Below are 14788 nucleotides of genomic sequence, written 5' to 3' on the forward strand. Positions count from 1 at the left end.
GTTTCACCTTTTATTATGGTTTTTTCCTTGTCGAACAGATTGTATAGCTCCCGTACCCTTAGGACGATTTCTCATTGTCCATAAAGGAAAGCGTACAAAAGCATCCTTCATATCTGCAAAGCGAAACGGTGCTAACGGAGTACCATAAGGAGTTCCTAGCGATTCAAGACTGATGAGATGCGCAATTAATGTCATCCACCCGATAACAAGTCCGACAATTCCAAATAAGGCAGCCGATATCATCATCGGAAAACGTAACAGCCTGACTGCTGCTCCCATATCATAATTAGGGATAATAAAAGAAGCGATAGCCGTAACAGCAACAACAATAATCATAATGTTGCTGACAATTCCCGCTTGAACAGCAGCCTGTCCAATGATAATCCCGCCTACAATTCCAACTGTCTGACCGATTGGAGTTGGCAAACGTAGAGCGCCTTCCCTCATCATTTCCAATGTCATTTCCATAAGCAGTGCTTCCATAACTGGAGAAAAAGGTACGCGCGTTCTTGATTCGGCAATAGATAAAAAAAGTTCTACAGGAATAACTTCAAAATTAAAGGAAATAAACGCAACATAACTCGCCGGCAAAAATAGAGCAATCATAAAAGCAATAAAACGAAGTATCCGAATAAACGAAGCGACTAGCCAACGTGTCCCGTAATCATCAACTCCTTGAAAAAAGGATATAAAATTTGTCGGAGCAATTAATACATTAGGAGAATGATCCACTACAGCTACAAATCTTCCCTGAAGAATGTGAGATACAGCCACATCAGGTCTTTCAGTTAACATAAATTGTGGAAACGGTGAGTACGGATTATCTTCAATGAATTCGATAAGTTCACCCGTATTCGCAATCGCGTCGACAGTAACACCTTGAATCCGTGTTTCCAATTCTTTCAGCACATCCTCAGAGGCTACATCGTTCAAATATAAAATAGAAATTCTCGTTTTACTTCGCATACCAATCGTGATTTCTTTTACCATGAATTCGCGGTGAGGAATATATCTTCGAATCATTGCGATATTTTGACTTCCGGTTTCTACAAATGATTCATGCGCACCTTTTAAAGATACTTCATTATGCGTATCTTCAATATTTCTTTGTGGCCACCCTTTCGTATCTAATTGATGCGCTATCGTCTGACCATGAATCAATAAAACACTATCTCCTCCTAAAATAGCATTTTCAATTCGGCTCCACGTATTAATCATTTCAATACGCCCTAACGGAATGGGAAGTTCCTTATTCATATCAAAAACACTTTCCATCAAAGAAGGTAAAATATGATTTTGAACCAATTGTTTATCTGTTAATCCAGACAAATAAACTAAGGCTGCTTCTAATCCGTCTCCTGTCATTGAAAAACGACGAATCACTAAATCAGGAGCTTGCCGAAAGATCTCCTGAAGCTCAGCTATGTTTTTAGATAAATCAGCGTCTAAGAGGGAGTCCTCTTTATTTTTTTCCTGAAAATGACTATTGTCGTATCTTGAAAACGACTTAGGATTGCCTCTACTTTTTAAGCGTTTCAGAAACTTAACCATGAACTCCCTCACTTTCTACATGCGTTCTATATTATTGTTTAGTATGTATTTCTTAAGGGAAAATATTCTAATAACCATTTCGGCTCATTATTCACGAACTAATTGTCCTCTTAACCAAAAAGGCATCTCATTTTGCTAATGAGGTGCCTTTTTGGATGTCAAATATTGTCGAGCGGTCTTTATATCGTGTCGAATCGCCGATATATTTCTCTTGCACTACTTTCCGCTATATACTTTCGGACATTCATCTCCAGTCGGTTCGTAAAAACAATGATTCTTGTATTGTCCTGCATGAGGTTGATCCCACCACGTAGGAGGACAACTGCCAACTGGCCGGAAGAACCAAAGAGAATATACACCTGGCCATATACGAGCATAATTCAAACATTTTCTTGCCATTTCTTTGTCACTCTCTCTTGCTCTTTGATAAAAATACCCTTTCGTCGTTGCTTCAAACCCACCTGGCTGCTGATACACCATTTGCGTAATATTTGTAATTTGTTTAAAGTCTAGACAATCACACATAACACGATTCACACCAACTGTTCCTACTGCCATCATGCCTTGTTGTCCTTCTCCTTCTGCTTCTGCACGCATAAGACGAGCAAGTAAACCTACATCACTTTCTGTATACGCAATTCTCGTCACTTTTATCCCTCCGTTCTCACTATAACTATATGCAGAAATGATTATTTGTTTTAAAAAGACACGTTCTAAATAATAAAAAACCCGAGTAGCGACTTTTAACTTGTCTACTACTCGGGTTTTAGCATAATAAATAATTTAATTACTTAACTCTTTGACGGAACAATAGCATTCCACCTAAAGCAAACAACATCATACCTCCAGCTACTGAAATCATCCATGCTGGTGTTCCTCCTGTTTTAGGAAGTAATACTGTCGTCTTATTATTATCTTTATTGGACGGTGCTTTTGGATTCTCGCTATTCGTGTTTGTACCTGTGTTTACACCTGTACCCGAATCTGCTTTAGGATTATCTACTTTATCTGTCCATTCCTGAATCTTTGTATTCGTAATATCATAACCTTTTACTTCGGATTGATATCCGTCTACTGTTTGTTCTTTTACTTCATATTTATATGCTTTGCCGTCAACATCATATGCTGCTAAATCTGTAAACGCATATTTCCAGCTTGTTGCTTCGCTTACTTCTTTCGTTACGATCACTTTTCCGTTTTGTAGAAGGTCTACTTTAATCATTTTCGGGCGTTCTGTTGCGTTATCATCTTTCCATGTCTTCGTTCCTTCTACCTTTGTTTGGCCTACTTTTGTATTTGTGATGTCATAACCGTTTACCTCGGATTTGTATCCGTCTACTGGTTGTTCTTTCACTTCATACTTGTATGCTACTCCATTTGCATCATACGCTGCTAAATCTTTGAATTCATATTTCCAGCTAGTTGCTTCGCTTACTTCTTTCGTGTCAATCACTTGACCGTTTTGTAGAAGGTCTACTTTAATCATACTTGGACGATTTGTCGCATTGTTATCTTTCCAAGCTTTCGTTCCTTCTACTGTTACTTTTCCTACTTTTGTATTCGTGATGTCATAACCTTTCACTTCGGATTGATATCCTGCTACTGGTTGTTCTTTCACTTCGTACTTATATGCTACTCCGTTCGCATCGTACGCTTGTAGGTTGTCAAACGTGTACTTCCAATTTGTTGCTGTCACATATTGCGTAAGTAGGAATGTACCATTTTGGTATAAGTCTACCTGAATTGTTGCCGGACGATCTACTGCATTATTGTCATTCCACGTCTTTGTTCCTTCTACTGTTACTTTCCCTACTTTTGTATTTGTAATGTTATAACCATTTACTTCTGATTGATATCCTGGTACTGGTTGTTCTTTCACTTCATACTTGTATGCTACTCCATTCGCATCGTAAGCCTGTAGATTATCAAACGTATAGTTCCAATTGCTTGCTGCTGTTACGTCTTTCGTGTCAATCACTTGACCGTTTTGCAGTAAGTCCACCTTGATTGTTGCTGGACGATCTGTCGCGTTATTATCTTTCCACGTTTTCGTTCCTTCTACTGTCGTTTGGCCTACTTTTGTATTTGTAATGTCATAACCGTGTACATCAGACTGGTATCCCGCTACTGGCTGTTCTTTCACTTCGTACTTATATGCTACTCCGTTCGCATCGTACGCTTGTAGGTTGTCAAACGTGTACTTCCAATTTGTTGCTGCTGTTACTTCTTTCGTATCAACTACTTGACCGTTTTGTAGTAAATCAACTTTGATTGTGCTTGGACGATCTGTCGCACTATTGTCATTCCACGTTTTCGTTCCTTCTACTTTTGTTTGACCTACTTTTGTATTCGTGATGTCATAACCTTTTACTTCGGATTGATATCCTGCTACCTGCTCTTCCTGCACTGTATACGTGTACGCTACTCCGTTTGCATCGTACGCTTGTAGGTTATCAAATGTGTACTTCCAATTTGTTGCCGCTGTTACGTCTTTTGTGTCAACCACTTGACCATTTTGTAGTAAATTGACTTTAATCGTTGTCGGACGATCTGTCGCATAGTTGTCATTCCACGTTTTCGTTCCTTCTACTTTTGTTTGGCCTACTTTTGTATTCGTAATGTCATAACCGTTTATTTCTGATTTGTATCCGCCTACTGGTTGTTCTTTCACTTCATACTTGTATGCTAATCCGTTCGCATCGTAGACTGATAGATTGTCAAACGTGTACTTCCAATTTGTTGCCGCTGTTACGTCTTTTGTATCAACTACTTGACCATTTTGTAGTAAGTCTACTTTGATTGTTGCTGGACGATCTGCCGCATTGTTATCTTTCCACGTCTTTGTTCCTTCTACTTTTGTTTTCGCATCTTTTATATTCGTAATGTTATAACCGTTTACTTCAGATTTATATCCCGCTACTGTTTGTTCTCTTACTGTATACGTATAGGCATTTCCGTCATTATCATATGCAGGAATATCCGTAAATGTATAGTTCCAGTTGTTTGCTGCTGTTACTTCTTGCGTCGTAACGACTTGACCATTTCGTAGTAATTCTACTTGAATCGAATTTGGACGATCAGTAGCATTGTTATCTTTCCACGTCTTTGTTCCTGAAATCGATGTTGTTTTCACCTTATTCGGAACCATCAGCTTTACACCTTTTGCAGCGTCTGCATCAATTGTAAAAGGCACTTTTGCTTGCGGATCAAAATTCAAATAGTCTGGAGCAGAAATTTCCTGTACATAGTAATTACCTGGAGCTAAATTAGGCACTTCAACCTTACCTTGTGCATCCGTTGTATACGTACCGCCAATTTGCTGACCTGACTCTGTATATAAGTTAAATGAAGCATTCGGTATGAATTTTGTTTCATCTCCGTCAATGTGCTTTACAATTCTTAACGTTCCTTTAGATGGTAAGTCGCCTTGTGCGCCGCCGCCCATATCTATGTTGTTAACCCTAGCACTACCTGATGTTGATACTGGATTTTCATTCGTAATCTTGTAATCAACTGTATATTGATTATCAAAATATGCTTGACTCTTTCCACTTGCAGTTATAGTAGATGTATAAGAAAAAGCAAAAGTAATACCACTTGCTTTATCCTTATTAATCACAACTTTAAACGCATTATCACCAATAAAAGTAACCGTTCCATATCCTTGATCCTGAAACGCTTGAACGGTCATTGGAGCAGCAAATCCTCCAATACGCATACTATCTTGATTAAGCGTTTGACCTTCTTGCAAAGTGTCTACCAAAACAATATCACTATCTACATTTTGGCTCGCTCCATTTATACTCAACCACCAATTCACTAGATTTGTGGTTTCCGGTTTAATAGAACCCACTTTACTATGAAAGGTTCCAGGGCCAGAACCACCACCAGTTGGCCCAACAATTGTTACCGCTTGTTTCTCTAATTGTGTGCCTAAATTCGTATAGATTGTTTTCTGTTCATTCTGTGCTACCTCATTAGTCGCTTCAACTTTAAAATAAAAATACCCTTTAACATTTAAAAGTTTCTCAGCTGTATCACTAAATGTACACTGGACATCAGTTGTGGTTACTTGACAAGTACCAAAATTTTGCCCTTTATCATCGTTCAGTGGAATCGTTCCTGTGAATCCTTTTAATTCTTGAGGTAACGATAATGTTAATGTGTCCCCTGTTTTTATTTCAAGTCCAGGTTTTTCACTAAAATTAACCTTTATTCCCGTCTGTTCTCCGGTACCTAGTGTCGTTTTGTCGATTGTGAAGCTATCAACAAGATTTGCTGTATTTAACTCTTGCGCATTTGCGATTATAGGCATCAAACTTTGGCCTATCGTAAACATAAAGATCATGATAATCGAAAAAATAGAAGTTACTTTTTTCAAATAATGGTAATAGGTAAACCTTTGAAGCTATCTCCAGCTTTTCCCCCACCCCACACCGTGCGTGCGACTTTCACCGCACACGGCGTTCCATCTAATCAACAGGTTCGTATCGCAAGTGGAGTTATCTCTATCTTTATGTAAGTAAGGGGATTATAACTCACCTGTTCATTAGACTTAGGGCCTTCCCTCCACTCCTTATTATCAGAGTTTCATTGGTACTACACCCCTGCTGCCATCCCTATTCATAACTCTTTCACAGCTTAGCCGTGCTGTTCCCCAAGTTATTACTACATCGTTAGGGACTTCTGACGTTCCGAAACTGCTAGGTATATAACTATACGTAGGTCCTGCCTTTGTCCCGATTACCACTTCAATAAGAAGTTAAAGCTACCCATTAGCTTTATCCATCACAAACTGTATGATATTTGTTCTGGAGGTAATAACACCCATTTCTAGGAACGGATTTACGAAACGTACATTCAGCAGTTCGTCATTGAGTGCTCAAATTCTAACCATATATAGCTCCCTGTCCGCATCACTTTCGCAGTATGTTTAACCTTTCCTCAGCTTCACCTGTTAGGGCTACTCGATGCGACTTTACCCCGCTTCACACGCAGTCGTTGCCAATTACGCATGGGGGAGTATTAACAGCCATCTAGTCGCGAGATTTGTTTGGGTATCTCGCCGTGGTCTCACAGTTTCAGTTGTTACTAACGATCGTTAGTCCAGGCACTCCTTCGAGAGTAAACTCGATTTCTGCCTAACGTCACACACCATACTCTTTATCCGCCTCCTAACGAATAATAGTAAGATGGCTTTTCGTACAAGTTCACGATCTGATAGTTGCGAGTATGTCGTCTCTTTTCGTCGTTATAAACTTAGAAACTTGATTTCTATATATATCTAATTGGTTTCTATAAACCAACCACTAAATCTAAAAATCTAAATATTGACATGCTTAACAAACGATGATAATATACTAATTAGCTAAATTATGTTTTATTATCATTTCTATCAAATCATGTAAATTGAAATTGTATCGTATTACCATCTCGTACTGAGCATAAATGCCTAGTTAATAATGCTTTCAATTCAACGTCATTGATTTGTTCTTACTATATAAATCCAATTTTAAAATACGGCATAAACGATTTTTCTCTATATGATATTTATCAAAAGTAACAAGCTCAGCCATGCCTAAATTTTACTGAGGATTTATATTTTTTTATGATTCATAACATCAATACGTTCAATTTTAACTGTATATTTTAACACTTCGAAACTTTTTACTCCCTCCTTTAAAAGGCTCTTTCATGCTCTTGTCCAAAATTTTACAACATTTTCGACAAGAATAATATTTTTTTAATTATTGTAATTAGTTTTGTAATTTTAAAAAGTGTATAATCCTACCAAAATAAACTATATATATCCTTTTCTTTTTTAAACCTTACATGTGATAAGAGAAGGTCCTGGTTGTTTCTATGCAGAGCCAGATGTTGCTTGTATCAAAGTAGTCCCTACTTTGCAGGAGCTCCCACGTACGCTGAAATATCAACGTTTAATGCTTCTGCTAAACGCATACCATACTCTCGATCTGCACGGAAGAAGTTACAAATTGCAAGTAATTTTACTTGTTCATTTACACCTTTTAAATCATTTGCCAGGTTCGCAATTAAGTTATCTTGTTCTTCTTGAGAGAAGGAACGATAACGCTCACCAGCTTGCTCAAAATCGTTTGGTTTCTCAATCTTTTCACGAGATACATAACCTTCAAGTTTCATAGTTGAATCTCGGTATGCTGGATCTTCACTTGGATTTTCCGCATGACGACTTGGTTCATAATTAATTGTAGACGGTTGTTGGTTTACTTGCATGAAACCATCACGTTGTTGATTATGCACAGCTGCGTACGGGCAGTTTACAGGGATTTGCAAGTAATTTGCCCCTAAGCGATAACGCTGTGTATCCGGATAAGAGAACAAACGTCCTTGTAATAATTTATCCTCAGACGGTTCAATACCAGACACAGTTGCACTTGGTGAAAATGCCGCTTGCTCAACTTCTGCAAAGAAATTTTGTGGGTTACGATTTAACGTCATTGTACCTACTTCCATTAATGGAAAACGGTCTTCCGGCCACAATTTTGTTGGATCTAGTGGATCAAACTCTAAGGAATCCATTTCATCTAGTTTCATAACTTGTACGTGAAGATCCCATTTCGGGTAATTTCCACGCTCAATTGCATCAAATAAATCACGAGTTGCATGGTTAAAATCTTTTCCTTGCATTTGTTCTGCTTCTTTTACATTAAAGTTACGTACGCCTTGCTTTGGCTTCCAATGATATTTTACGTATACAACCTCGCCATTTTCGTTTACCCATTTAAATGAATGGACACCGAATCCTTCCATTTCGCGGTAGTTTGCAGGTGTGCCGTAATCAGAAAATACCCAAGTTAACATATGAGTTGATTCTGGTGTTAGCGTCATGAAATCCCAGTAACGATCTGGTGTTTGAATATTTGTATCGGGCGCTGGTTTTAAAGAATGAACCATATCTGGGAATTTGATTGCATCACGAATGAAAAATACAGGTAAATGGTTACCAACAAGATCATAGTTCCCTTCTTCTGTATAAAACTTCACCGCAAAACCTCTTGGATCACGAGCTGTTTCTGGAGATCCTTGCCCATGAATAACCGTTGAGAAACGAACAAATACAGGTGTTTCTGTTCCTTCGTTCTGCAAGAATGCTGCTCTTGTATATTCTTTCATACTATTTTTTGTTACGAAAACACCATGAGCACCAGCGCCACGTGCATGTACAACGCGCTCAGGAATACGTTCACGATCAAAATGAGCTAATTTTTCTACTAAATGATAATCCTCTAATAATACTGGCCCGCGACGACCTGCTGCACGAGAATTTTGATTATCTCCTACAGGAGCACCTTGGTTTGTTGTTAAGCGATTGTATTGGTTCATTATGGAGCCTCCTATTATATAATAATTACTTATTTAAAATAATTATAAAGTAATTATTATTAAAAATAGTTTTTTTGTCAACCATTTGTATGAAATTTTTTATTTTTTTTACTAAATGATTAATTCCGCTCTAAATCACCTCCATATCTCTACTCAATAATGTTTGTATACTATAAAACAAAGAAAAAGTAGCCATTACACAGACATATCAATCACACAAAAATAGAGTAAAACTTAAATAGTTCGACTTTTCAGTCTATTGTTTTTAAAAAATAATTTGCTACTTCCTCTTTGTGATTTCAAGTTTAACACCAAAAACACACGACATCAAGACAAAAAACAACAATATTCTAAATAATTCGACATTAATATACAATTCATCTTAAAATGTTCACATAAAAATAATTATGATTCCTAAATACGTTCATGTTCAACAAAAAAACTGTCCCCAAAAAGCCGTTATGCAACGACCTTTTGGGACAGTTTCATATATATAAATATATTTTACTTTCATCAATACAACGTAATTTACTCACCGGTCTTCCAACTTGTTGATACACCATTTCATTTTCTAAAGCTCCAATTTCAATTAAAAACATGACATACTTTCGAATAGAAACCCTAGAAATTCCAACTAATTGCGCCATTTCTTCTGTTGTAAATGTTTTTCCATGCAGCAATTGTATCTGTTTCCAGACTAACTGCAAGGTTTGCTTTGTTAATCCTTTCGGAAGCACTTTACTTACAGGAGATTCTTTTTTTTCTTTCTGTAAGATCAATTCATCTAGTTCAGATTGATTAATATTAGGCTGTTCCTTCATAAATTTAAATTTTTCACGATAAGCAGATAATGCTTCCTTAAAACGCTCAAACGTAAATGGTTTTATTAAATAATCTACAACTCCATACTGCAGCGCTTTTTTAATACTTACCATATCATGCACTGCTGAAATCATCATCACATCAATCTCTTTTTCTTTATTCCGAATATCTAATAACAATTCAAACCCAGTATCACCAGGCATAAAAATATCAAGCAATATAAAATCTATTTGAGATTCCTCTAGTACCTGTAACGCTTCGTCTACAGAGTTAGCTGTATGAACAAGTTCAAACCCGCCAACTTGTTCTAAATAATGCTTATTTAGCATCGCTACCATTGGATCATCTTCTACAATTAAAACTTTAATCATCTTCCATCTCTTCCTTACTTTTATATGGTGTTTCAATTGTGATTGTTGCTTGCTCTCCTAATACTGAATCAATATGTATATTTCCTTTTATACGTTCTATACTTTCTTTCACAAGATATAAGCCATATCCGCGATTTTCTCCTTTTGTAGAATACCCTTTGACGAATAGTTTATCTATTTCTTCTTTCTTAATTCCCTTCCCTGTATCTGTAACTCTTACTATCAATTTATCATTATATTTAATTGTAACATTTACCTTCTTATATTTACAATCCACTACTGCATCTAAAGCATTATCAATTAAATTCCCCACAATTGTAATGAGTTCATGAATAATCCCCTCATCATCTGGATGTGGTAAATAAGAATCTTCACTGATCGTTAATTCTATTCCTTTTTCTCTCGCATAGCTAAGTTTCCCAAGTAAAAAGCCGGCAAACACAGGATTTTTTATCTTCCGCATCACATCACCAATTTCGTATTGATGCTCTGATACCATGCTGCTAACATACGTTTCTAATTGTTCATAATGCTTCATATGTGTTAGTCCTAATACAACATGCATCTTATTCATAAATTCATGAGATTGTGCACGCAAAGCCTCTGCATATAGTCGAATACCAGTTAACTGCTCTGCTAATTTTCTTATTTCCGTTTTATCACGAAATGTTGCAATCGCACCAACAATTTCTCCCTTTACGTATAATGGAACTCGATTCGAAACAATTGTGATACCATGCATACTATGTTCCTCATCAAACTGCGCTACTCCCGTTTGTAATACTTCTTTTATCCTTGAATTCGGCATATATTTCTTAATGTCTTCACCAATAAACTCTTCTTTAATCCCGCTTTTCTCAATTAACCGCCTGGCTTCGTTATTAATTAAAGTAATTCTCGCATCCTTATCAATTGCGATAATTCCTTCTTTGACAGATTGTAGCATTGTATTGCGTTCTTCTAAAATTTTGGAAATTTCATTAGGTTCGAGGCCAAATAAAATTTTCTTAATATGTCTAGCTAATAAAATAGCCCCTATAACCCCTACTAAAATCCCAACACTGACACCTATGTACATAATATGTCTACTCTGTTCGACCATCTCTTCTACATTATCAGCTGAAATTCCAACAGCCACAACCCCTATTTGTTTTTTCGTTTCAGAAAAGATTGGTACAAATACTCGCACAGACTTTCCTAATGTCCCTTTTGCTGTTGATACGTACTCTTTTCCTTTCAAGGCCGTTGCTTCATCGCCTCCAACGAAATGTTGGCCAATTTTCGTGGGATCTGGATGAGATTTTCGTATCCCATTCATATCCATAACGACAATAAATTGAACATCTGTATTTTTTAAAAGCCGATTCACATTCGGCTGAATTTCAGATTCATCTTTTCTTCCCGATAAAGCATCGATTACGAGCGGTGAATTTGCTGTAATACGTGCAACTGCTTTCGCTTTTTCTATTTGAGTTTCTTCTGTCGTGCGCTCGACATGATGACTAATTAAAATATCAGTTACAAGTAAAGCAAAGACAACTACAGCACATACTAAAAATGCAATAGTTTTCTGCAAGCTCCAAAACTTCTTACTTTTCTTCATCCCGCCTTTTCCCCCTGTGTTTTCTATATTCCGTGCGAAATCTATAATACTAATTCTTTACAATGAAAACAACTTTTTTCTTAAGTAAGATTATATATACTATTCTACTCATTGAGATACAAAGAAAATCTAGGGGAACTTTCAATAAAATTGGGGATTACGGTATTTCCCTACCGCATGCTAGGATTAAAATTAAAGGTGAAAGCCAATGCAGGTCATGGTGTATTCTGCATAGCAGCGACTTATATGTTAAGTGTTAAACAAATAGGCATTTATAGAAAAGAAATAAAAATTCTCCCCACCTCTTAAAGATGGGGAGAATTTTCAAAAATAAGTGATAGTACTCAACCTAGACATATACTACCTACCTCTTTTAGATTCGTAGTATATCCAAGTTCAATATATTTTTTGCATGAAAGCTTAATTCTACTGTTCGATTGCATAGTTTGGCACTTTTTTAATTTGTGCCACACCTGATTCAATTGCAGCTTTTGCTACCGCAGCTGCTACACTTGGTACAACTCTTTTATCAAGCGGATTTGGAATTACATAATTTGCATTTCGTTCTTCATCTGTAATGATGTTAGCAATTCCATATGCTGCAGCTAATTTCATTTCCTCTGTAACATCTGTCGCACGTACATCTAATGCACCACGGAATATCCCTGGGAATGCTAATACATTGTTCACTTGGTTTGGATAATCAGAACGTCCTGTTCCAACAACAGCTGCCCCAGCTTCTAGTGCCTCTTCTGGGAATATTTCTGGTACTGGATTCGCCATTGCAAATACAATCGGATTTTCATTCATTGCCTTCACATGCTCTTTTGTTAATACGTTAGGAGCAGATACGCCAATAAAAATGTCTGCGCCTTGAATCGCTTCTTTTAATGTTCCGCGTACATGTTTGCGATTCGTTTCTTTCGCAATCTCGACTTGTGCAGGGTTCATCCATGACTCTCCCTCGCAAACGATACCTTCTAAACTTACTAACGTCATATGCTCGGCACCTGCTTTTAGTAACAATTTTCCAATCGCAATCCCTGCAGAACCAGCACCATTTATAACAATCTTCACTTCATCCATTGTTTTATTTACTACTTTTAACGCGTTAAGAACTGCCGCTAAAACAACAATTGCTGTTCCATGCTGATCATCGTGGAACACTGGAATATTTGTTTCTTCTTTTAAACGTTTTTCAATTTCAAAACAGCGCGGCGCTGCAATATCTTCTAAATTAATCCCTGCAAATGTTGGTTCTAAATTTTTAACGATGGTTACGATTTCATCTACGTCAGTCGTTCCAAGACAAAGCGGGAATGCATCGACATTCGCAAACTTTTTAAATAAAATACTTTTTCCTTCCATAACAGGCATAGCTGCTTTCGGTCCAATATCACCTAAGCCAAGTACTGCTGTTCCATCTGAGACAACTGCAACCATATTACCACGCGCTGTATAGTCATAAGCTGTTTCTTCATCTGCCGCAATTGCCTTACAAGATTCCGCTACACCTGGTGTATATGTCAAACTTAAATCATCAGCTGAATTCACTTCTACTTTACTTGTAATTTCAATTTTCCCTACTAATTCTTTATGAAGTAATAACGAACGTTCTTTAATTTGACTCTCTAACATAGAAATAATCTCCTCCTAATTTTACAAGCTAGCTACGTCTTTACATAGCTAGCTTGTTAGATGTTACATTACGAAAACATTTTTAATAAAATTGATGCTGTTACAACCATTGCCGCTCCGCCTAAACGCGTTGAAATTTGTGCAAACGGCATTAATTCCATACGGTTTGAAGCTGATAAAATTGCAACGTCTCCTGTTCCGCCTAATCCGCTATGACATCCTGTTACAATCGCAGATTCAACCGGGAACATTTTCATGACTTTTCCAATAAAGAAACCAGTCGCGATCATTGTGATTACCACAGATGCACACACCGCAACATATCCAACTGAAAGAACAGCTGCTACATCTTTTAACGGAATGTACAGTATTCCTAAACCAACCATTAATGGCCACGTTAAGCTTGTTGAAATAAATTTGTATAAGTGATATGCACCTTGCTCCATTTTTGCTGGCATTAATTTAAAGTACTTCACAAGTGCCGCTGAGAAAATCATAATGATTGCCCCTGGAATACCAATAAATTTAGAAGCCAATCCACCGAAAATAAAGAACGTACATGCGATTAATAAACCTGCTCCCATTAATGAGAAGTCAATTGGTTTTTCTGTATTTTGTTCTTTTAATAAGTCATCTTGATTACCTGTTTTTACTAATACACCATTACCGCTAAGTTCTGGTTTTTTCTCACCTAATCGCTTCATGTATCCAGCGCCTACAATCGCAAACATATTTCCGATAACCGCTGCTGGAATAAGCTGAGATACAAATGTTGCTGATGATTGATTTAAAATCTCACTGTAGGCTAAGGAAAGTGGTAAAATTCCTTCTCCAATACCACCGCTCACAATTGGTACAATGATAAAGAAGAACGTTCTTTTCATTTCAAATCCGAATAATGATCCAACTAATAATCCAACTGCAATCGAAGCAAGTGTTCCTACAACTAACGGAATAAACATACGAATAAACCCTTGTACTAACACCTTGCGGTTCATTCCTAAAACACTTCCGACTACTAAACAAGAAATGTATAGATATAAAAAGTTTGATTTTTTCATTAACATATTCACAGCATTCATTGATGCTGGGTTGATCCAGTTAAAGAACACGAGTAATGACGGAATAAATAATGAAAGAATTGCTGGTCCACCAATGTTCTTTAAAATTGGAATTCTCATTCCGATATCGCCTAAGAAAATCCCCATAATCATAATAACTGCAAATCCGCCAATCATATCCGCTGGCAACTTATTATATACAGATGCTCCGTAAATAACCGCTGCTAGTACAAGATATAATGGTAACGGTATAACACCAATTTTTATATTCATGATTTTTGAAACGAATGTATCCGGCTTTGTTTCTACCTCACCTGTAGATGACATCGTTTCCACTTGCTTTTGAATTCCCATAGAGGCCCCCCCTTATGTTGTTA

General features: G+C 37.0%; 8 protein-coding genes. All 8 read right to left on the bottom strand.

All coding sequences use genetic code 11. The annotated features are described in order from the left end of the window. Nucleotides 1-3 precede the first annotated feature (3 nt). The 8 genes from PLX19_RS10355 to PLX19_RS10390 all read right to left on the bottom strand — a co-directional run bounded on the left by PLX19_RS10355 (nucleotide 4) and on the right by PLX19_RS10390 (nucleotide 14765). On the bottom strand, nucleotides 4-1551 hold the full coding sequence (locus PLX19_RS10355; protein ID WP_272188492.1) for a spore germination protein: 1548 nt from the start codon (nucleotides 1549-1551) through the stop codon (nucleotides 4-6). 216 nt (nucleotides 1552-1767) lie between these two features. Next, a complete protein-coding gene (locus PLX19_RS10360) occupies nucleotides 1768-2148 on the bottom strand; it encodes a cell wall hydrolase (RefSeq protein ID WP_429757393.1) in 381 nt (126 codons plus the stop codon). A 190-nt stretch (nucleotides 2149-2338) separates the two neighbouring features. Next, nucleotides 2339-5890 carry a Cna B-type domain-containing protein gene (locus PLX19_RS10365; protein ID WP_272188494.1) on the bottom strand — a complete coding sequence of 1184 codons (3552 nt, stop codon included), beginning with the start codon at nucleotides 5888-5890 and terminating at the stop codon, nucleotides 2339-2341. A 1559-nt stretch (nucleotides 5891-7449) separates the two neighbouring features. Further along, nucleotides 7450-8916, bottom strand: coding sequence for a catalase (locus tag PLX19_RS10370; RefSeq protein ID WP_272188495.1), 1467 nt, complete (start codon nucleotides 8914-8916; stop codon nucleotides 7450-7452). 485 nt (nucleotides 8917-9401) lie between these two features. Continuing rightward, nucleotides 9402-10109: a response regulator gene (locus PLX19_RS10375; protein ID WP_272188496.1), complete on the bottom strand. Its 708-nt coding sequence runs from the start codon at nucleotides 10107-10109 to the stop codon at nucleotides 9402-9404. Continuing rightward, a complete protein-coding gene (locus PLX19_RS10380) occupies nucleotides 10102-11712 on the bottom strand; it encodes a sensor histidine kinase (protein ID WP_272188497.1) in 1611 nt (536 codons plus the stop codon). The genes PLX19_RS10375 and PLX19_RS10380 overlap by 8 nt, the downstream gene beginning before the upstream one ends. Nucleotides 11713-12138: 426 nt before the next feature. Further along, nucleotides 12139-13350 (bottom strand): NAD(P)-dependent malic enzyme, encoded by a 1212-nt coding sequence (locus PLX19_RS10385; protein ID WP_272188498.1) that lies wholly within the window; start codon nucleotides 13348-13350, stop codon nucleotides 12139-12141. Nucleotides 13351-13418: 68 nt separating this feature from the next. Further along, nucleotides 13419-14765 carry a 2-hydroxycarboxylate transporter family protein gene (locus PLX19_RS10390; protein ID WP_272188499.1) on the bottom strand — a complete coding sequence of 449 codons (1347 nt, stop codon included), beginning with the start codon at nucleotides 14763-14765 and terminating at the stop codon, nucleotides 13419-13421. Nucleotides 14766-14788 lie beyond the last annotated feature (23 nt).

This window comes from Bacillus sp. BP-3 (assembly GCF_028401955.1).
In the GTDB taxonomy this organism is placed as follows: Bacteria; Bacillota; Bacilli; order Bacillales; family Bacillaceae_G; genus Bacillus_A.